The organism is Paenibacillus sp. P3E (assembly GCF_001909045.1).
GTDB lineage: Bacteria > Bacillota > Bacilli > Paenibacillales > Paenibacillaceae > Paenibacillus_AQ > Paenibacillus_AQ helianthi.
Genome location: NZ_LVWH01000176.1, coordinates 88,810 through 110,286 on the forward strand (window position 1 = coordinate 88,810; position 21,477 = coordinate 110,286).

Consider the following 21,477-nt stretch of genomic DNA (forward strand, 5'->3'; position numbering starts at 1 on the left):
CCTAGAACAATGCGTTTTCTGGATTAACCTTCTTGACGATGGTATTGACCGTAAGAACAAGCACAAAGCCAACCAGTGATTGATACAAGCCGGCTGCGGCCGACATTCCGATATCATTCAGCTGCATCAAGGCGCGGTAGACATACGTATCAATCGTTTGTGTGGTGCTGAACAGCGCTCCAGAGTTCATAGGAACCTGATAGAACAGTCCGAAATCAGAGTTGAAAATCCGTCCCATGGACATCAGCACCAGTACAATGACTGTCGGCTTCAGCAGCGGCAATGTAATCATACGGATCTGCTTCAGCTTGCCAGCGCCATCAATTTTGGCAGACTCATAAATGCTCTTATCGATTCCGGCAATGGATGCGAAATAAACAATGGAGCCGTAGCCTGCCGTTTTCCAGATCTGAATCAAAACCAGCAGATACGGCCAATACTTCGGCTCCGAATACCAGTTGATCTCTGGAAGACCGAGCGGACGAAGAATAGAATGATTCACAAAACCGCTATCTGCATTCAGAAAAGCGAAGACGAGCAAAGAAAGGACAATCATCGAAATCAGATTTGGAAGGATCAAGCCTGTCATAAAAAACTTCGAGTACATTTTATTCAGCAGCTCTGACATGAGAATGGCAATGATAATCGAAACAATCGTCCCGAGCGCGATAAAGACCAGGTTGTAGAGAAGGGTATTTCTGGTCATAATCCAGGCATCGCTGGTCTGGAACAGAAAGGTAAAGTTCTTCAAACCGATCCAGTCACTGCCGAATATACCTTTTGCGTAATTGACATCCTTGAATGCGATAAACACCCCGAACATGGGAAAATAGCTGTTAATGATAAAGTAAAGCAAACCTGGAGCAGCTAAAATCAATAAAGGAAGTGTTTTTTTGAGAGGCTTTGATTTAGCTTTGGCTGTCATGTTGGATTCACCTCCATTGCTGAAGGCAGAGCTTCTATTGGCGGCTCTACCTTCAACAAGCTTATAGGAATAATTATTTTTGCGCTGCAAGCCATTTATCCAGCTGTTCCTGCTTGCTGTCAATGATCGCCTCAGCGCCCGCATCTTTCAGCGCACTATTGAATTTTGGAATGATCGTCTCCGGGTCTACCGAGCCGCTAACAAGAGCAGGCAGAAATTGGCTTACTACGTTGTTCACAGCACTCATCTGCGTTTTCACTGGGCTTTGATCAAAGATAAATCCGAAATAAGGTGATCGTTCCGTATCCTTGTTTTCCTTAAGCTTCAGTTCAATATCCGACCAGTTGATTCCCTCGAACTGGTACTGAAGGGACTCAGAACCTACGATTCCTGAACTCAGCATCGCTGTGTAGGGTACCGTATTAGCGTCCTTGCCTTCCGGGAATTTCACATGATGCTCATCAACCTTCAGGTAATCCTCCCCTTCAACCCCATAGAGAATGGTATTAATCAGATCTGTGTCGGTATACAGCAGGTTCAGGAATTTAACAGAGGCTTCCGTTTCTTTAGAGGTGCTGGATACCATCCAAGTTACAGCATTAACGGCACTTGTATCGAAATAGAACGGGGCAATTCGTTTGGTCTCCATTTTTTTGCCGGCTTGCGCACTCAGGGTTTTGCCCACCTCCATACCGCTGTAGCCGCCAAGGAAGGAGAAACCGCGTCCGGAAGATACCATCTCCATGGCGTTAACGGTAGTTGTTGCGGTATCCTTCTGTAAATAACCCGCATTGTACCAGTCTCTCATCATCTTAACCCCGTTTTTGAAAACATCGGATTCATAGAAATTAACGACCTTTCCGTTGTCACCGATTACGACACCGACTCCGGTTGTATCTGTCAGGTAATCTACCTTGCTCGCACCTTTCATCAGATTAACAAGTCCCGTATCAGTTGGATTCACATTAATCGGGCCAAACGGAACCACATCCGGTGACTTCTTCTTAACGGCAGCGAAGACGGCAGGCAGATCCTCCACCGATTGAATAGTGTCAGCCGAAACACCTGCATCTGCCATCATATCGGCGTTGTAGATGATATTCGTAGGCAAAGCCATCCCTTTATTTACCGGAATCCCATAGATATGCCCATCCATCGTTGTGGTTTTGAGAATATCCGGTCCGAAATCCTTATCCAGAATTGCAGTCATTTCTTTACCATACTGGGGAAGAAGTTTTTCAAGCGGAGCCACCTGACTTTTGGACACATAGTTGGAGAATTGTCCGAGAGTAGTGAAGATATCCATTTTCTCTCCGCTCTGGAGCGCCAGGTTGACTTTCTGGGCATAATCCGCCGGACCATATAGACGGAAATCCACTTTGACTCCGATTTTTTGGGTTGTGATTGCATTGATTGCGTTCGTCACCTTGCTCAAATCATCGGGAATCCGGTTGAAGGACGGCAGGGCAAATACGATTTCAGCAACTTTTGCATTGGCATTCCCGGAATTCTTGGCCGATGTATTCGAATTACTGCCGCAGGCCGAGAGCAGTGAACCGCATACTACCATGGACAACAACAGTGAGCCTAACCCCTTTTTATTTTTCATGATGATGCCTCCTGTTCTGTAATTTCACTTTCATTGTACTTCTTTGGAGGATTGCAGGCTTTCAAAAAGACGGGCTGTTTTTTCGAAAAACCGTACTGCAGCAAGAAGCTCCGCTTCTCTGTGGAAAAGCGGAGCTTCCTGCTATCTAGCAGTTTTGTGCTTTGAACGATAGGCTATCGGTGTTTCCCCTGTCAGCTTTTTGAATACCGTCGAGAAATAAGAAATCGTATCAAATCCGGCGTCCATAGCAATCTCGCCTATGCTCGCCGTGCTCTCAATGAGCATTTGCTTCGCGGCTCTTATGCGGAAGTCGTTCAAGTACTCCTTGACTGTCTGCCCGGTCTCGTTCTTGAACACCTTCGCCAGATAATCCGCTGTCAGATATACGCTTGCAGCGACATCCTCACGACTGAGGTCCTGTCTGTAGTTTTCTTGGATAAATCGCTTCGCTCTCTCGACAACCCCTTCGGACTGCAGTACTTCTTTGATAGAATCCACCGTTTTGTCCGTAAGCGCCTGAGCCCACTTCATGAAGTCAAACACACTGCTGTCGGCTTTCTGGGCCAAGCTTTGAGTCACATCGTCGGCAAATAACCGATGCGCCTGAATATGCTGCCGCGAGAGAAGGGAATAGACCACTTGCAGGAAGTCCTCCCGGATCGAATGGAGAGTTGTTGAATCCAGCTTATTCAAGCTTGTCAGCAATTCCAGCTCTTTCTTCAGCCGGTTAACAATCTGTACCTTCTCCTTCTGGACAAACAACAGGGTGAAGAGCTCCATATCAAGGGTAAAGCGGTCCGTAATATCATAATGAAAAGGTTCATTCGGCAAATGTACTTTCCCTCTGAAAATGATATTGGACTCATCCAGCTGCTCCAGCTCCGTTTTGACCTGTGAAAGTCCTGAGACCGCTGTTTTCTCACTGAAATAACAGGTAGCCGTACACTTCAAATATTGCCTGCACATCAGAATAATATTCTCTGCGCTGTCCTGCAGCCACTTCTTATCGAGTGGGCTCTCAATAAGGATTGCATTGTAGAACACTTTATCGACTTGGTAGGCAATAATCCGTCCTAAGCTGACCTCAGTGATGAGAATTTCAGAAATCAGGTTAGAGAGTGCATATTGGAAAATACTCTCATCCCACTCACTCTCGATCTGGGAACGCGGAACACTTACGAGAAATAGAATATATTCCGTATGGACAGACAATGATAACTCACGTTTCTGTACTTCACTCTGAATAAGATGAATTCGGGGAGACAGAGTGGCTGTCAGCACATCACTCCAGAATCCTCTTTCGACCACATCTTTGTTCTTCAGCCATGCAAGCCCCATCTTACTGTATTCGCCCATCATCATCTTTTTCTTCAATGTATCCATGGACTTCCGCAGCGCCGCTTCCAGCTCCTGCTTATCCAGCGGCTTGACCAGATAAGAGTCGGCGTCGTACGAGATCGCCTTGGAAGCAAAGCTGAAGCTCTCATGACAGGTTAAAAATATAAAACCTCCTTCATATTGGCGGTCTCTAGCCCATTTGATCATATCAATACCGGAGCCTCTCGGCATTTCGATATCGCAAATGATTACATCAGGCTCGCCGTTCTCGAATAATTGTTTCGCATCCTGTATATTATGAGCGGTCTGCACCTCGGTAATTCCAAATTCATCCCAATTCACAATACCGAGCAGGGCTTCAACTGTAGGTATATCATCATCAATCAACATACAACGCATATTATCCCCCCTACAACTTTGGGTGGCCGGATTCAGGTACGGGTATCCACATTTCTACTCTTGCACCAGACGTCTCTGCATTAGAGAGCTTGAGCAGGTCGTCACGCTTGTAGAGCAGTTGCAGAGTTTTGCGGATATTGGCAATGCCGACCCTGCCCCCATCCTCCATTACCTCCTCGATCTCCGCCTTGCTTAGCCACTCCGAAGAGAAGCCTCCTCCGTTATCCTCAATCACAATACTGACAAATGGTTTTCCGTCTCTTGTCTCTGACCGCACTCGTATGAAGATCGATAGCATTTCTTTATAGAACATCGCGTGCTTGAACGTATTCTCAACAAAAGTCTGGATCATGAATTGCGGAATGGGCACTTGGCGGGCTTTATCATCCATCTCTATCATGAAAAACACTTGGTCCGGATACCGGATTTCTTGCATCCTTATATAATTTTCGGCGTGCTTAATCTCTTCCTCCATCGAGACTTCCACAAGACCTCCCTTAAACATATATCTAAGATGTTCCGAGAGGCAGTGAATCATCCGCCGTATTTCTTCATTTTTATTGTGATACGTCAAGCTGGTTATTGTCGAGATCGCATTCAGAAAAAAGTGGGGCCTGATTTGCATCTGCAGATATTTGATTTCCGCGCGGCTGATTTCGATCTGTTCTTCATAGGATTGAATCTTCAGATCCTTGATTTCACTAACCATGGATTCGAGCGCATGGAACAGCTTCATAAACTCCAGGGAGTACGGTACACCCTGAGGAACCTGGTATTCCAGCTGCCCCTGCTCAACCACCTTGGCCGCCTTCACCAACTCTAGGATCGGCTTCAACACATCCCTTGTTAAGAACCTCAGTACGAGCGGTACAATGATAGCCGAAAGAACCGCCAATAAGGCGATGCCCCACTGAATAAGCTTCAATCCCGAGAACAGGCCCCCCTTGGCAACCATATTTGTAATCTGGCCAAACTCTTCAATCGGTTCGGAAATAATCAGAAAGCTGCGCTGATACTCTTGAGTTAAGCTGCCCAAGGTCGTATCTGCCTTTTTCAAGACGATATTATTTGCAGATAAAATGCTCCCCTCTGTATTACTCAATACATAACGGTTATGATCATTGCTCCCCCTGTCTACCATCGATAAAAGGGTGTCCGCTTTGACTAACGTTCCAAAGCTGACTTGTGAGTAGGTGATATATTTGAACAAATAATAATCACCCTGGATCTGGAACACCTTCCATTCATCACTTTCATCCGCTGGACTGGAGCTGAACTTGTGCGTATTAAGGAAATCGACCAGAGCCAGCTTACCCGCAGATGGAATCCGGCTGCTGAATTGTTCAAGCACGAGCTCTCCGGAAAGTCTGATAAACATGCCATCACTGGAATAATCGTTCGCCATTTTTGCCAGCAGGTTATTTTTGAGCTCCTGCACTTTGAAGTAGCGGCTGCTCTCATCCAGGTTGGCTACATTCACAGCAGCATCAATGTTATTATCAAATACCTCAATTAAATCTTTGGAGAAATTGTTGAAGTTATTATGAATGTTGGCCTGATAGAGGGCAAGTGTATTACGCGAGCTTGTTAGTGCATTGCTTCGTACAACTTCCAGGGAGTAAATATTACTCAGAACAAGGATGGACAACAGGATCGCAAGAATAACTGTCATCTGCAACGAAAACTTGAACACGATACTGTTTGTTCGAATCATATCACCATTTCTTCCTCCCCGGAATTCAGCAAGCCCCTGAGCCGATATATTCTCAATCGGACCCAGGGGCGTACTTGTATTAGACTTTCAGTTATCAAGACTTGAAGCTTTTATATAGAGTTGCTGTCTTCTCCAGCCCACTGCAGTGCCGCCTCAATGTACTTATCCCAGAAGTTCCAGTTATGATCGCCTTCACTTTCATGATAAGCATGTCCGGCCTGTTCCCCTTCAAGAAAATCATGGAACCGGCGGTTCACGTCCAGCAGGAAATCCTCTGTCCCGCAGGCCATATACAGCTTGGGCAGCTCAAGTCCTTTCGCCTTGAGGTCCAGGACAAGCCTTTCCGGGTCTTTATCACTGCCAAGCAGCTGGCTCAGATCACCAAAGGTGCTTGTGTAGTAACTATAACTGGCGATACCGTCATTGTAATCCGGGGACACATTGGCAACTTTATAAGGCACCAGTGCCGAAGACAAGGCTATAATACGGCCGAATTGATCTGCATATTTCAGACCGTTGCGGATTGCCCCATAGCCGCCCATGGATAAACCGCCTATCCATGTATCCTCGCGCGCCGCAGACAGCGGGAACAGCTTGCGTGTGAAATCCACCAGCTCCCTGCCGATATATTCCCCGTAGTATTCTCCCCTATTCTCATCGTCCAGATAGAAGTGATTTTCTCCTGCGGGCATAAAAACCGCAACCTGATATCTGTCCGACAGCTCCCGGATTCGTGAGAAGTTCATCCAATCGTTATGGCTCCCGGAAAAGCCGTGCAGCAGATATAGCGCCCTCAAAGGTTCTCCCGACCATACCGGCAGTCCTAATCCTTCAGGCAGATCAACCGGCATTAATGCATTGAACGTGACTTCTCTTTTCAGACATTTCGAATGAAAGCTTAGTTGTAGCGTAGCCAAAATAACCACTCCTTAAAAACGGAATTCGCATTATACCAGATAAGTAACAGCAATGCCTTGCTCATCCACATATTCAACGACGGTTTGATAGGTCTGCAGGTTGATGAACAACTTACAATACTTCTCACCTTGTTCCCATAACAACCGGACCTCATCCGTTGCCGCCTCAAGCACCTGGAACGTTCCTCCGAAGGCACTGTAAGTATTGCGGAAGCGAATCAGCTTCATTAGCCGCTTCACAACATCCCGTTCAAGCCCTTCCTCAATTTCCTCCAGGGTATAATTATGGCGGTTGATTTCGCGTCCTTCACCCGTCAGGGTTACCTGCTCCAGATCATTGCTGCCGGCCAGCAGACCCACATAATAGACCTGCGGAATACCTGGTGTGAAGAATTGAATCGCTCTTGCAGCGAGATAAGCATCGTCATCTTCATTTAGCGCGCTATAATACGTGCAGCGTATCTGATGGACATCGAATCCGTCTTGCGCCTTATGCTCCTCCGACAGAATCAGACTCAGATTCGCTCCCCTCTCCACACAGAGATCAACCAGCTCCCGCGCTTCCTTCGTGTCGATCAGCTCATCAAGATCCGGCTTAACAGGAATACCGTCGTGACAGTCGAGCATGGTGAACTGCTTATGCGGGCGGGTCTTCAGATAGGAATAGAGTTCCGTATTGGACCTGCCGGTGAGTGCCTCAAGCACCCGGTAAGGCAGGATGAAATCATATATCCAGCACCCGTATTCCGATAACTTGGCTTGGATGCTGTAGTGCGCATGGACCTCGGGCAGCAGCTCTATATCCAGCGAATCCGCCATTGATTTGATCCAGCCGAGAAATTCATAAATCTCCGGCTCCACAAAAAAACAACTGGTTCCCAGCTTCTTGATCACGTACCCGACCGCATCAAGCCTCACTATTTTGACATTCTGTTGCTTGAAGTTCTCAAAAAATAACCGCAGCAGCTCCCGGGTCAACGGGGAATGGACATCGAGATCAATTTGCTCGGAAGGATCTGTTTTGCCAAAGGTTGTCCAGACCTTCTCTTCCTCACCGCTCCCGCTTATAGAAAAGCTTGAATAAGGCAGGGGTCTGCGCAAAAACATCTTCTCAATATCCTCCCGGACAGGCTTACCATTCTCCCAAATCTTGTCCAGAGTTATAAATAAATCAGCATACTCAGAAGCGCGGCCTTTCTTCAGGAAATCCTGAAAATAAGGAGATTGCCTGGATATGTGATTCACCATCAAGTCCACCAGCACATCGAATTCTTCCCCTATCTCCCGGATATCCTCCCATGACCCGAAGCCCGGATCGATTTCCAGATAGGTCAGAGGAGCAAATCCGCGGTCCCCGGAGGAAGGAAATGGCGGGAGGATGTGGATTCCGCCTTCGAAGAGGCCGGTGAATTGTTTGCGCAGCACCTGATGAAGCTTCTTCAGGTCCCCGCCCAGCGAATCGGGATACGTAATCAACTGTACTTGATTCTTCAGTGTCATCTGAAACCTCCTACAGGTTAAATTGTTGTTTGATTTCTTCCAGAGTTGGCAGATTCACTACCGCACCCATGAATTTTAGCTTGTACGCGCTGACAGCAAAGCCGAGCTCCAGTGCCTCTCTGAGGGTATACCCCTTGACGACAGCCGCATAAAATCCGGACCAAAAGGCATCACCTGCTCCGGTCGTATCTTCGATTTCGGTAGCTTTGGTATCGAACTTCAATGTTTCTATGCCGTTCGATACCATCGCCCCTTCTTTGCCCAAGGTCATCACCACCAGCTTGGCGCCAAGCTCCAAGAACCTCCCGACCTGTTCAGCCGGTGTGCCTGGCCCAAACAGACGCTCTGCATCATCTTCCGAAGGTTTGATAATATCAACTTTGGGGATGATAGATTTGACATAGGAGACACCATCTTCACCCTTCTGCCAAATCAAGGGGTGATAGTTCGGATCGAAGCCAATCAGCAGCTTATGTTTTTTTGCTATCCCGATAACCCGTTCAACCGTATAACGCGATGGAACTCTCGAGATCGGCCAGCACGAAAAGTGGACAATTTTGGAATGGATCAAGGCTTGTTCCAAAGCATCATTGTACACCAATTCGCTATCCGCTCCGCGGTAAAAGATCGGAATGGGCGTTTCCTGACTCTTCGTGATCACCACCATGCTGGTAGATTCATCCACCCGCTGGACTCCGCTGGTATCTATTCCTGCCCTTTGCAATCCCTTTACCAGAAAAGCTCCAAGACCATCCCGGCCAACCGCCGAAGCCACTTGAGACCGGATGCCAAGCTTATTCACATTGATGGCAATATTGGAAGGTGACCCTCCAAAAAATCTCGTATATCCGTTGCATTCAAAAGCATCGCCATAGTCATTAGAAATCATGTCAACCAGAAGTTCTCCAACCGTTAACACATCATTTGCTTTATCTTCAAAGGGTATTGCCTCACCGAGATTAAACACACGTACTCCCCCTAAAACTCCAATATCCTTTCGTCATATACATTCTATTGCTTCTGCATATGCAATACTTCAAAAAAAACGTTCTTTTTTTTCAATTCAAAGACAGAACACGGGAACAGAGCCAGTGCTTACGGATTCAGTGCTCTTGCCATAGCGTTGATATAGTCCTCTCTGGCACGCCGGCTAATCCCGGCGGTTGGAACGGCGTGCTCAAAGCCATGATAACCGCCGGGATAGAGATGAAATTCCACATCGACGCCGGCCTGAGCCAATCGGGTGACATATTCGATCGTTTCGTCGCGAAACGGATCAAGCTGTCCGACGCAGGTATAAGCGGGAGGCAGATCAGACAGATTATCCGCCCGGCTGGGTGCAGCGTAAGGAGAAGTCTCTCCGCCGGCAGGTCCGCCAAGATACATCTCCCATGCGGCCAGGTTATTCGCCCGGTTCCAAACCGAAGAATGTGTAATCTCATGGCTGGAGAGCGTATCATTGCGATCGTCAATCATCGGATATAGCGGCATTTGGAAGCAGAGGACAGGACCTCCTTTATCCCTCGCCATTAATGCCAGGGCCGCGGCCAGTCCTCCTCCTGCGCTCGCTCCGCCGACTGCAATCCGGGCCAAATCGACATTGAGAGCATTGTTAATATCGGCCAGCCACACTAACGCCGCGTAACTATCCTCAATGGCTGCCGGGAACGGATGCTCAGGTGCAAGACGGTAGTCGGGCGAAACGACGACACAGTTGGCTGCTATAACAAAGCTTTCACATAATGCATCATCCCCACTGGGATGGCCGAGCACATATCCTCCGCCATGGGTCCAGAGAAGAGCAGGCAGCGCCTTACCATTTCTCTGAGCCGGTTCGTAGATTCTAACCAGCATTTGGTATGAACCGGCAACGGACAGAGATCGTTCTGTAATACGAACGTGTTCCGACTTTTCCGCAGGGCATTGAATATATCCTCTGGCAGAATCCAGATCACCCGGCAAATGAAGTGGCGGCAATTCTGCAACCCCTTGTTTTAACTCTGGAGCCACTCGGTTCATAAAATCCATCTACGTTTCCTCCATTATGATTTTTTAGTTGAATCCAGTCGTTCCTTTTTCAGAATTGCTTCAAAACTTGCAGTGGTGCCACTCATTCGGCTGATAATTCATCTCCTACCGATTTGTTTTATGTCGTATCACGTTCGATAAGAGTCACCGGGAACGTGTTAACCATAGGAATTTCTTTGCCTTCGATTTGTTGAACAACCAACTGAATGATAGAATCGCTCATCTCCTGAATCGGCTGTCTGACCGTGCTAAGACGCGGTGAGATCAGCGAAGCGATCTGAACGTCATCGTAACCTACAATTTTGATCTCTGAAGGAATATCCTTCTTCATCAGGTAACAAGCTTGAATGACCTCCGTTGCAATCACGTCACTGCTCGCGAATACTCCGTCTATTTCCGGATGCTCTTGAAAGTATGCGATTATTGCAGCAGAGTTCCGGGTGTGCTTGCTCCCTTCAGCATCCAATTGCAATTGCAGCGGCTCTAAGCCTGCGCTCTCCACCTCAGCTTCATATCCCTGCCTTCTCTGGGCAGCGAGCAACGAACGATGCTGGGGACCGTCTATTCCACGATAAATGAAGACAGGATGAAGGCAGCCCTTGTCGATTAATAATCTCGTAGCGAGTTTACCACCTGCTAAATTGTTCGAGGTGACCACAGGAATATCCTCCGAAATCACGCGATCGAATGAAACAATCGGCAGGTTCAAATGTAGATAATGCTGGACATCCAGCACTGCACTGCCCATGATGATGGCATCCACTTGATTCTTTTTCAGCATCTCAATGTATTCCATTTCTTTGGAGACATCGCGGTTGGAATTACATAACAATAGTTTGTAACCCTTATGATGCGCGTAATATTCAAGATGGTAAGTGAGTTCAGCAAAAAAAGGATGCGAGATCGTCGGTATGATCAGACCGATCATATTCGATCTTTTTCTGAACAAGGCCCGGGCCATTTCGTTCGGCTGATAATTCATCTCCTTCATCACCCGGTAGACCTTTTCCTTCGTCTTTTCACTGATATAACCTCTATTATTAAGTACTCTAGAAACGGTATTAATAGAAAGCCCTGCTTTTTTCGCGACGTCTTTAAGATTCGGCATATGTACCACCTTGTTTTTAAATCCTATTTATATTTGAATTCTGCGCGTATTTCAGCAGTTCATTTGAATGCGCATTCATTTCTATTGTCACTTTATGATAACCGGTTAACATTTTTATGTCAACCGGTTATCATAAAGGAAAAGCCGAATGATCTAAGGCCAGTAAAAAGAACAACCATTCTAATCAAATGGCTGTTCTTATATTAAACCTGAAAAGTATGAAGTTAACCGGATGCATTTATATTCTGTTCTAATTGCAGGGCCGGATCGGCTTCTAACGTTTCAATCTTCACCCGGTGAAATTCCGCTGCACCCTGACTGACGAATATGGCAAGCTTCCCCTGCTGAATGTCGTACATTCTGGCACTCATCGCCACATCTCCGTTAACATAAATTTCGCAAATCGTGCCGTCTATAAACACTTTCAGCTCATATTCCTGTTCCGGCAGCAGCTTGAGCGGACGTTCGAGCTCCACATCATAAGGGAAGGTTTTACCTCCTTCTTCAGATTGCATAATCGGCCCACGGAAGGTAATTCGGCTACGCTGGGGCTCCAGCGTGATATAGTAGGCAAAATCAAGAGTTTCGCCTGCCCGAAGCATGAATCCCAGACCTTGGGTTGATCCCGAGAAACATACCGTTGTAGAGATCTTGCACTGATCAGGCAATTCCTCCTGTGTGATACAACCTGCAAAGGCATAAGGAGATTCACAGAGCAGCCCATCGTCTGTGATCGCCCAATCCCCGGCGATTCTCTGAAAGTTCGCGGGTGCCTGTTGGGCAAATGCAGAGTCAACCGTTGCAGGCACGTTCACACCAAGCGTTCCGTCTGAACGTTGAATGATTTCATGTACAATCATATTACCGCCCCAATCCCAGGTATCATAATCCTTGCCTGGAGATTTTGGCGGATTCCAGCCGAACAGATCGTCATCCTTAGTCGGATTCCAGCCGAACAAATACCGTTTCTGCCCATCGGATACCGATTTGGCCGCATAATAAGCACGCCCATCAAAAGCCTCTTCCTGCGGAGTCATCCATGGCCCTTTTAAAGACCGGCTCATCCGGTAAAAGGTCCCGAAACGCCCCGTATACGAAGAATAAATCAGATACCACCAATCGCCCATGCGGAACAAGTCCGGGCATTCATGTGCGCCTACATGCAAGTTCGGTGCGTACAGCGGCTCACGGTACTCCCAATGCTTGAGATCCTTGGACGATAGGAGACCGGTGCAGCCTTTCCGGTTCGTTGGTCCTTTTGCCAGGGCTGCAATCAGCATCCAATATTGGCTTTCTTCTTCATTCCAAAATACAAAGGGATCACGCCAGTCTGCCAGCTCATAAATTTCACCATCCGGACCAAAAGTGTCTTCAGGAATCGGTTCCCATGTTTGCAGATCCTTGCTGATGGCGTGGCAGGCCAATTGTTTCCCTTCGGGAAAGATACAATAGAACATGTGATAGACATTGCCCACTTTGAGAATATGGCCGGTCCCGCCTTCGATCTTGCAAGCTCCATCTTCCCTGTAATTCACGAAATCTTTCGTACCAAGCAAATGCCAGCCATGATCGAGACCTTCCCGGAAGTTACCTCTCCACCCGTGCAGATAGAACAGCTTGAACTCCCCATCTTCGTAATAGGGAATAATGTCCCCTACCCATGCATTTTCCGGACGATAAAAAAATTCCTTCATTAATTTATTCCTCCTGTTCTACACTCTTTCGTAAATACTGGATTCCCCTTTGACATCACCTTGCTTCCCCGGCCTTCCTTTTGCAGTTATTTATTGATCTTGTCAAGCAATAGTGAGATGACATGTGCACTTTCTGCACGGTTTACAAGTTCATGTGGCATGAATAACTGGTTCCCGCGACCGCTGATGAAGCCAAGCTCCTGTGCAGCAGCGACCGCATTTGCAGCCCAGCCGCTGATCGTACCGGCATCTTTGAAATTACTCAAGCGACTAGCAGCAGCGTTCTGTCCTGTGTGGTGCAGATAGGCTTTGTAAATCATGGACGCCATTTCTTCACGACTTACGGTGTCCTCCGGCGCAAAGGTATCCTTGTTTCTTCCGGTGACAATTCCCGCTTCGTATGCTGCGGCAATGGAAGAAGCGTACCACTTCGTGGGTTCTACATCCTTGAATGTAGTTAAGTTCATCCCTGTTATTCCGAGTACACGAGTAATCAAAGAAGCGAACTCAGCTCTGCTTACCTTTTGTTTTGGAGCAAATATTGTATCGCTCACACCCAAGACCATTTGTTTTGCTGCCATCCTTTTTATAACATCATGGGCCCAATAGGAGGCATTCACATCTTCAAATGATTTATCATAAGTGAGGACGGTATACTTGCTGAAATGATTCACCTTGACCGTCCATGTACCGTCCGCGTAGGTTCCACCCAAATATTCCAGTCGGCCGTCATCTGCGACGTAATAAATGCCCGTTAAATCTTGGCGGGAATTCTCCTGTGCACCCAATCTGATGGTGACGGGTTTGGAGAACTTCTCAAGCGTAAGCGCCGTTCCATCGGCCTTCACGATTGACAATTTGAAGTCGTAGACCTCCCCGGTTACAGAGATATCTGCATGATTCTTCTGTCCGGCCCACGAAAGTAATTCTTTGCTCTGCTCTGAAGATAAAGTTCCCATTTCAAAAGAGATCTTCGCCTGTTCAAGCTCGCTGCCCGTGACCCGTGCCTGTAATTCCTTCAATAACTCTGCTGGAACTTCGATCTCCACATCTGTATTTTTAACTTTCAGGGCATTCTTGCCGTCATTTGCCGCGATGGACACCGGAAACATCACTTGCCGCGCTCCCTTTGCCATCTCGAATGACAAACTGTTTTGACTCTCAGGTTTGCTTGCCGGAATCACAGGCTGATTCGGAGGACTGGTTGGGACAGCTGTATCGGTTGGATCAGTTGGGTCGGTCGGTTCATTCGGATTCGTCGGATTCTGTACCTTAACCGGCACATTGAAATCATCAACGTTAATATGTCCGAAACCGCCTGTGGATTGGTCAACCACCTTAATGTAAAGCTTCTGGCCGATATACTGTGATGCATCCCAAATCTTCCGTTGATACTCCTCATAGTTGGTGGCGGTTTCTTTAAATAGTTCTTTCCCGTCCGATGCCCGGACCAGCGCTACATACAGCTTATCGATATCACGCCCGCCGCTGACCAGGAAGTTGATCTTGCCGTTCCCGCCAAGGACGAAATTCTGCGATTTCATTGTTCCCGTTAAGCTGTCTCCGCCGGCTTCCTCGTTGAAGCCCCACAAATGATAGCCGCCTGGAATTTTATGCGAAGGATTGAAGTAGATCGTGTCCCAGAAAAACTGCGCATCGGTCACATGGATATCCTGGAAAGCATCTCCTTCTGTAATCCAACCGGTTAAGTCTCCTGTGGCAAAATCATGATTGGGCAGATCTGTAATATCGGTATACACTGAGTTATCCCAATTGTCAGGCACATCGACTGGAGCCGCCGGCTCACCCGTCAAGGCATTCATATTCCATACTTCCATCGACTTGACCGTTATATCCTTGTCGGCCCAGACCTGTAAGCCCAAGGAGTCGTATCGGCCTACATAGACGCGTGTTGTTAGCTTTTTCTTATCATTGGCAAAAGCTTCAACAACCGAGCGGTCCAGGAATATATGAAGCTTCAAGTTCTCTCCGTCCAGATCTACGTATCCGCCTTGAATACCGTCCACGCGCACATCCGGATCAATGCTGCTCTTGGTCCGGTCCACATTGAACGTCCCATTTGTTTTGTCATAGTAAATCAGCGTTTCCTCCTGGCCGTTCTCGGAGCGCCGCACTTTAAGACCGAATTTCTGGGCTTCACCCGGATCAATTTCCATCACGATCTCCAACATGTCGCCTTTGACACTCCGGATCAACTGATTGGCGGCGGCCAAATTTTTGTCCGAGAAATCAACCACCTTATCTCCCCTGAGACTTTGCAATTCTTGAATCGGTTCAATACGCAATTGATCATGCTCATCCAAGCTTAGGGAAACTGGCAGTGCCAGATTATGAGCCCAACCGGCTTGATATTCGGCTTGCGGTGTTCTTACATTCTGCACCATGGAGTATACGACTGTTCTACCGTCAGGTGTAACCATACCGCTCTCTGCCGTTAAATAGCCGTCGCCCACATCCATTTTAGAAGGCGCATCCTGATCGGGAATAAACTTGAAATGATCCCGGTCCCAAGTACCAATCCAGTAAAAAACCTCAACATCTCTTTGCACATCGTTCGCCGGAGGCACTTGCTCCGGTTTCTCATGGGGGTTAACCATAAAAATATACTTTTGCTTGCCCGTGCTATCCTTACCTAACGGCAGTAATACCGGCAGTTCCCATACGGTACCGAGCTCCGGATACAGGCTTCTGTCACTTACGTATAAAGGCCCCTTATACTCCCAGTTGTACATATCGCCCGAAACATACACCAAAGCTGTGCCGCTGCTGAAGTCTTGAAGACCGGAAGTGACTAACTGATACCACTTGTCTGTCTCTTTGTCATACCATACAAACGGGTCCCTGAACTCGTTATGAATACCGTTTCCATTCTGCTCTGTAACTGGTTCAGGATATTTATCCCATTGCTCTAAGTTAGGGTCCGACAAATCAGACGGAGTCGCCAGACCTGTTCTTTGGTTCGGCGACAAAGAGTCATTGCCGGCAGTGTAGAACAGAACGGGATTGCCGTTTCGATCATAGGCTGCGCTGCCTGACCATGTACCGTCCGGATCAAGCGTGCCTGCTTCAGGGGCAAGAGCCGGTCTCACATTTTCCCAATGTACCATATCATCGCTCACCCAATGTCCCCAGTGGATCTGATGCCAGTATGGACCTTGCGGGTTATGCTGATAAAATAAATGGTATTTGCCTTTATAATAAATGGGTGCATGTGCTTCATTCATCCAGTTTTGAGGAGGCATCGCATGGTACTGGGGACGATGCTGATCACCATCAAACACACTAGGATCCTCATCAATGTCGCCATTTGGAATTTGTGGAACCGAACCGCCATGAAGTGTCTTCACACTCTCATATTCAGCAAGGATCTCCTGACCCGTAAGTGCTTTGTTCTGCAGCTTCACTTCATCGATGAGTCCGCAGAACATATTGTAGGAGAACAAGCCCGCAAACTCTACAGGTCTATTGTTTTTCCCGATCATCAGATTTTCCATAGAAGGTGTAATTGGAACGTTGACAGGGGTCGCCTCAGAAGCTACTTCCTGACCATTTAAATATAATTTAATGATTCCGTCCTTTTTGTCGAACGTTGCCGCTACGTAATTCCACTTGTATTTTTCGAGCGGATGATCTTTGACCCATACCTGAATCCACTGGCCGCCAATCCCGACCTGCATCGACCATGTTCCGTGCCGGTACATGCCAAGTGCGAATCCTTCTGCTTTGTCCTGATCGGACTGGCTCACGATTCCAGACAGCTTGTTTCCGTCCCCCCATTCGTAGCTGCGCGGAGCGACCCATGCTTCAAGCGTTAACGCGTCGCTTACAGGAATGGTATCCTTTGCTTTGACCTCAACATCATTCGAGTATCCATCGAATAGCAAGGCACCTCCTTTTACTCCGCGTGAGGTCCATCTTGGATCCTTCGAGGCCATATATCTGGCGTTATTAAACACATAGTTCACGTCATGTTCAAGATTACTTACTTCCTCCAGTGCCTTCTTTCCTGTGCCTTCATCAAAGTTCATATAAAAAATGTTACCCGTACCGTGAGCTTGAAAAGCATCAACAGCAATACTGGCTTGATTGGATTGATCGACAACCTTAACATAGAGCCTCTTATTGTAATGCTCCTGCATTTCCCAGGAAATCTTCTCATTCGCACTGACATCCCCGGTCTTCTCAAGTAATGTGTTAGTGCTGGCATCATATAATGCGACGTAGGCTTCCTGCGGATTATCGATGCCTACAACAGTGAAGGTGATCGTTCCGGTTCCCTGAAGCTTAAAGGTATTAGACGTAATAGAACCCTGACCTTCCAAGGTAGACTTGGCATAGAAGCTACCCTCTTTGCCGGTCCCAGCTTCATTAGTGACTTGAAAAGCATTACCTTCAACGGCCCAGCTCTCTAAATTTCCGGTTTCAAAACTAGGATTCTGGATTTCCGTCGGCACAATATTATCCGCCATAACTCCTTCTTCGGGTACAAGTTCATTGAAGGTATTGAAGGCGTCGGCAAAGAGCAGTCCCCAATCCGAGGCTGCATGATCCACGATTTCTAGATACAGCTTCTTTCCGATATACTTCGAGAGATCGGCTTTATATTGCTCCATATTCGCGAGTCTGAGGCCCTGTGCCGGATCCGGAAACCCGGACTCGTTAAATTCGGTATTTCCGTACCTGGCTATCAAGTCTCCGGTATCTGCATCGACAACACTTACATAGGCCTGCTCCGTATGCTTGCCTCCGCCCAGTCTGAAGGTCATCCAGCCTGTGCCGCCCAGCTCGAAGGTGCTGGATCGAAGCACACCTGTTGCAGCTTCGGCGTATTTCCAGCCGTTTAAATGGAATGTACCTTCCTGGTTGTACGGGATTTGTTCTGTCCACCAGGTGGTTTCGTCCGATACACTGTCTGGACCAAACGCATCACCTTCCACAACGGTCCATCCTGTCAAATCTCCGGTTTCAAAGCTTGGATTCTGGACTTGATAGCGTTTGAAGTCCGGCTTAATATCTTTGGCAACAATGCCCTCAGCTGGCTCGGATTCATGGTACATCAGGAATGCGTCCGCAAAAATCAGTCCCCAATCGGAGGTTGCATTATCGACGATCTCCACATACAGCTTCTTGCCCAAATATCCGGAGAGATCCGCCTTATACTGCTCCATATTGGCAAGCCGCAGACCCTGAGCGGGGTTCGGAAAGCCGACGTCGGCAAAAGCACTATTGCCATACCGGGCAACGACTTGTCCCGTCTGAGCTTCCACGATATTCACGTATACTTTGTTAGGATTCTTCGCACCGCCAAGCTTGAAGCTGATCCAGCCGCTGCCGCCCAGCTCGAAGGTGCTGGACCGAAGCACGCCGGTCGCAGCCTCGTCATGTTTCCAGCCGTTTAGGTGATAAGTCCCTTCCTGATTGTAAGGGATTTTTTCTGCCCACCAAGTGGTTTCGTCAGATACACTGTCTTGACCGAACGCTTGGCCTCTGACAACCGTCCAACCTGACATATCCCCAGTTTCAAAGCCTGGATTCTGAATTTGATAGACCGCATCTGTAGCTGATAATTCCAAACCATCCCTTGGCGTTTGGTAGACTGTATCCGTAACTGTTGAGCCTATTTCTGCCTTTGGAATAGTTGCTTCCAGGGTTCCGGCTTCGGCTGCGGCCGGGATTCCGGAAGCTGCAAGCTGAAGAACCATCACCCCTGCAATCATCCTGGAAATCCAAGGTTTTCTGCCTTTAACTTTTCTCATTCAAGAGCCTCCTTCAAACCTAATTTCGAGATGCTCTCCTTATACAAGGACGAATAGTTAAGATGATGAAAGGAGAGATACCAAATAAAGCGCTTCCAAATCAAAGGAATGTAAATCTTCTTGATCATTTATTCCCTGAGCCAGATGGCAAGAAGCGCCATAGCGCTTCTGCTACCAAATGGACTGCATATTCCATATTTCCATAGATTTAATAAGCGGTTCTCCATCTCCCCAGATCTCCAGCCCCAAGGCATCCTTACGGCTCGGGTACACACGGGTCGTCAGGCTTTTCAAACCATTGGCATAGGCTTCGACCATGGAGCGGTCCAAATAGATGTGAAGCTTCAAATTTTCCCCCAGCAGCTCCAGCTTACCGCCTTGAACCCCACTGCACTTTTCACCCGGATGCCGTGTCGTTTTTGTCCGGTCTACCCAGAGCTTAGCTTCGTTAAAATCATAATACAGCAGCGTTTCTTCATCTCCATCCGGTGTACACCGGACTTTGATTCCTAGTTGTGTAGTATGGCGGGGCTCCAGTTCCACTTGAATCTCAAGCATGTCACCTCGAACATCTTTTAGCGACAGATTAGCCTCAGCCAAGGAATTGTCACGAATCGATAGACGTTGAGTACCGCGCAGAGACTGGAGCTCCTGAATAGGCTCGATTCCCAGCCGTCCGTCTTCCCTCAAAAAGACACTTAACGGCAAGCCGCCATTATGGGCCCAGCCCGATTGATATTCAAGCTCGGACGTCCGGTCGCCTTGTGCTATGGTAAAAATGATCTTTCTGCCGGTCTTCGGATCTACCATGCCGCTCGGTCCGGTGAAATGGAAATCTCCGACGTCGATCAGTTCCGGCTCTTCTTGATCTGGAAGAAATGAAAGATTGTGTGTATCAAGCTGTCCAATCCAATAGAATACCTCGACATCGGCTCCCATTCCCACGGGACTGACCAATAGAAGATGTTTATGTTGACCCTGTTTGTCGGTACCCAGAGGAAGAAGCACAGGAAGTTCCCAGATAGGCCCAAGATAAGGGTACTTCTGAATATCTGCTTGATAAAATGGTCCTTTGTACGTCCAATTCAGCATATCCTGTGAGGCAAACCCAAGCGCTGCTCCACCTTCGCCTTCGATCCCCGATCCGACCAGCGCAAACCAGCCGTCATCGTCCTTCCAGACAAAAGGATCACGGAAATCTCCGAATGCGCCTATTCCCTGCTTCTGTACAATGAGCGGCTCAGGATGTTTCACCCAATGAACCAGATCCGGGTCTCCATCCTGAGCATAAGTACTCCGCGCAAGCGCAACACTCTGATTCGGTGAAGCACTGTCATTTCCCGCCGTAAAGAACAAGACAGGCAAGCCGTCTGCATCATAAGTCGCGCTCCCCGACCAGATACCGTCCGGTGCCAGCTGATCCTTAGCGGGTGCCAGGGCTACAGGAAGATCACGCCAATGTACCAGATCTTTACTTACCCAATGTCCCCAATGGATATGATAAAAGAACGGCCCCAATGGATTATGCTGATAGAACAAATGATATTGCCCGTCAAAATAGATCGGCGCATGAGGTTCGTTCATCCAATGTGCAGGCGGGCTGACATGGTACTGCGGTCTGTGCTGATCCGTCAGCAGAGGTGTGCGGTCCAGCTTGATCTCGTCATATGGCACGTGCGGATGGACGCCTCCATGTGCAGAGTCCAGCACATGCTGATAGGAAGCGGCCACTTCCTCTGCACTTAAGGCCCGGTTATAAATCTTAAGCTCATCGATGATCCCGCTGAACATCTGAAGGCTGAAGACTCCAGCCAGCATGCTGCTGTGATTATTCTTGCCGATGAGCAGATCCGTGCCAAATGCTTCAGCAAGACGGGAACCGCTCGGCAAATCCGTCGAAGCGATTTCACTGCCGTTCAGATACAGTTTGATTGTGCCAAGGGTTCCATCAAATACAGCATTCACGTATGACCATTCGTTCTTGGGCAATTCATGGCCGTCTGGTGACCAGAGTTCCCTCCAGTCTCCTCCTTCCAGCCCAACCTGGAAGGACCAAGACCCGTGCCGGAACATGCCTAGCAGATAACCTTGCTTGCGCTCCATATGGTGGCGGTTCACAATGGCAGTCAACTTACCTTCATATCCCCAATCATAGAAGCGCGGTGCTACCCATACTCCGATACTTAATGCTGACGTGGATTCCTGATCATGTTGTGTATCTTCTTCATTGACAGAATGGACAATAGAAGTAGAGTAACCGTCGAACAGGAGTCCGTTTCCCGCTACTCCGGGTCTCCACTGCGGACCGGACTGTTCAGTAAACTCCGCTTGATTAAATACGTACTGAATGTCATCCCGGACCTCAGATACGCTCTCCAGAGTACTTGCTCCGGTACCTTCATCAAAGGCCCAGTGCATCACCAATCCTTGATCACCGTTTATGCGGCTCATGCATCATTCCTCCCTTA

Annotated in this window: 12 protein-coding genes; all 12 read right to left on the bottom strand. The window is 47.9% G+C overall.

The window, feature by feature from the left end:
- Window position 1: 1 nt before the first annotated feature.
- Complete coding sequence (locus A3842_RS19020) at window positions 2-925, bottom strand: ABC transporter permease (RefSeq protein ID WP_074102409.1); 924 nt, start codon at window positions 923-925, stop codon at window positions 2-4.
- Window positions 926-998: 73 nt separating this feature from the next.
- Window positions 999-2,534 carry an ABC transporter substrate-binding protein gene (locus tag A3842_RS19025; RefSeq protein WP_074102377.1) on the bottom strand — a complete coding sequence of 512 codons (1,536 nt, stop codon included), beginning with the start codon at window positions 2,532-2,534 and terminating at the stop codon, window positions 999-1,001.
- Between the two features lie 141 nt (window positions 2,535-2,675).
- Window positions 2,676-4,271: a response regulator transcription factor gene (locus A3842_RS19030; protein WP_074102378.1), complete on the bottom strand. Its 1,596-nt coding sequence runs from the start codon at window positions 4,269-4,271 to the stop codon at window positions 2,676-2,678.
- Window positions 4,272-4,281: 10 nt separating this feature from the next.
- Window positions 4,282-5,985, bottom strand: a complete 1,704-nt coding sequence (locus A3842_RS19035; protein ID WP_074102379.1) for a sensor histidine kinase — start codon at window positions 5,983-5,985, stop codon at window positions 4,282-4,284.
- Window positions 5,986-6,095: 110 nt separating this feature from the next.
- Window positions 6,096-6,902, bottom strand: coding sequence for an alpha/beta hydrolase (locus A3842_RS19040; RefSeq protein ID WP_074102380.1), 807 nt, complete (start codon window positions 6,900-6,902; stop codon window positions 6,096-6,098).
- Between the two features lie 30 nt (window positions 6,903-6,932).
- Window positions 6,933-8,402 (bottom strand): sucrose phosphorylase, encoded by a 1,470-nt coding sequence (gtfA, locus tag A3842_RS19045; protein WP_074102381.1) that lies wholly within the window; start codon window positions 8,400-8,402, stop codon window positions 6,933-6,935.
- Between the two features lie 10 nt (window positions 8,403-8,412).
- Window positions 8,413-9,369, bottom strand: coding sequence for a carbohydrate kinase family protein (locus A3842_RS19050; RefSeq protein ID WP_074102382.1), 957 nt, complete (start codon window positions 9,367-9,369; stop codon window positions 8,413-8,415).
- Window positions 9,370-9,497: 128 nt separating this feature from the next.
- Window positions 9,498-10,430, bottom strand: coding sequence for an alpha/beta hydrolase (locus A3842_RS19055; protein WP_074102383.1), 933 nt, complete (start codon window positions 10,428-10,430; stop codon window positions 9,498-9,500).
- Between the two features lie 118 nt (window positions 10,431-10,548).
- The gene (locus A3842_RS19060) at window positions 10,549-11,538 is read right to left on the bottom strand and encodes a LacI family DNA-binding transcriptional regulator (RefSeq protein WP_074102384.1); all 990 of its coding nucleotides are present in this window, start codon (window positions 11,536-11,538) and stop codon (window positions 10,549-10,551) included.
- A 224-nt stretch (window positions 11,539-11,762) separates the two neighbouring features.
- Complete coding sequence (locus A3842_RS19065; protein ID WP_074085586.1) at window positions 11,763-13,232, bottom strand: glycoside hydrolase family 32 protein; 1,470 nt, start codon at window positions 13,230-13,232, stop codon at window positions 11,763-11,765.
- Window positions 13,233-13,318: 86 nt separating this feature from the next.
- The gene (locus tag A3842_RS33375) at window positions 13,319-19,009 is read right to left on the bottom strand and encodes an S-layer homology domain-containing protein (RefSeq protein ID WP_083609647.1); all 5,691 of its coding nucleotides are present in this window, start codon (window positions 19,007-19,009) and stop codon (window positions 13,319-13,321) included.
- 171 nt (window positions 19,010-19,180) lie between these two features.
- Window positions 19,181-21,460 carry a GH32 C-terminal domain-containing protein gene (locus A3842_RS19090; protein WP_074102385.1) on the bottom strand — a complete coding sequence of 760 codons (2,280 nt, stop codon included), beginning with the start codon at window positions 21,458-21,460 and terminating at the stop codon, window positions 19,181-19,183.
- Window positions 21,461-21,477 lie beyond the last annotated feature (17 nt).

Excerpts from the sequence above, each read along its gene's own strand:
- A3842_RS19020 (WP_074102409.1), bottom strand. The coding sequence starts at position 925 with ATGACAGCCAAAGCTAAATCAAAGCCTCTCAAAAAAACACTTCCTTTA.
- A3842_RS19025 (WP_074102377.1), bottom strand. The coding sequence starts at position 2,534 with ATGAAAAATAAAAAGGGGTTAGGCTCACTGTTGTTGTCCATGGTAGTA.
- A3842_RS19030 (WP_074102378.1), bottom strand. The coding sequence starts at position 4,271 with ATGCGTTGTATGTTGATTGATGATGATATACCTACAGTTGAAGCCCTG.
- A3842_RS19035 (WP_074102379.1), bottom strand. The coding sequence starts at position 5,985 with ATGATTCGAACAAACAGTATCGTGTTCAAGTTTTCGTTGCAGATGACA.
- gtfA (WP_074102381.1), bottom strand. The coding sequence starts at position 8,402 with ATGACACTGAAGAATCAAGTACAGTTGATTACGTATCCCGATTCGCTG.
- A3842_RS19055 (WP_074102383.1), bottom strand. The coding sequence starts at position 10,430 with ATGGATTTTATGAACCGAGTGGCTCCAGAGTTAAAACAAGGGGTTGCA.
- A3842_RS19060 (WP_074102384.1), bottom strand. The coding sequence starts at position 11,538 with ATGCCGAATCTTAAAGACGTCGCGAAAAAAGCAGGGCTTTCTATTAAT.
- A3842_RS19065 (WP_074085586.1), bottom strand. The coding sequence starts at position 13,232 with ATGAAGGAATTTTTTTATCGTCCGGAAAATGCATGGGTAGGGGACATT.
- A3842_RS33375 (WP_083609647.1), bottom strand. The coding sequence starts at position 19,009 with ATGAGAAAAGTTAAAGGCAGAAAACCTTGGATTTCCAGGATGATTGCA.
- A3842_RS19090 (WP_074102385.1), bottom strand. The coding sequence starts at position 21,460 with ATGAGCCGCATAAACGGTGATCAAGGATTGGTGATGCACTGGGCCTTT.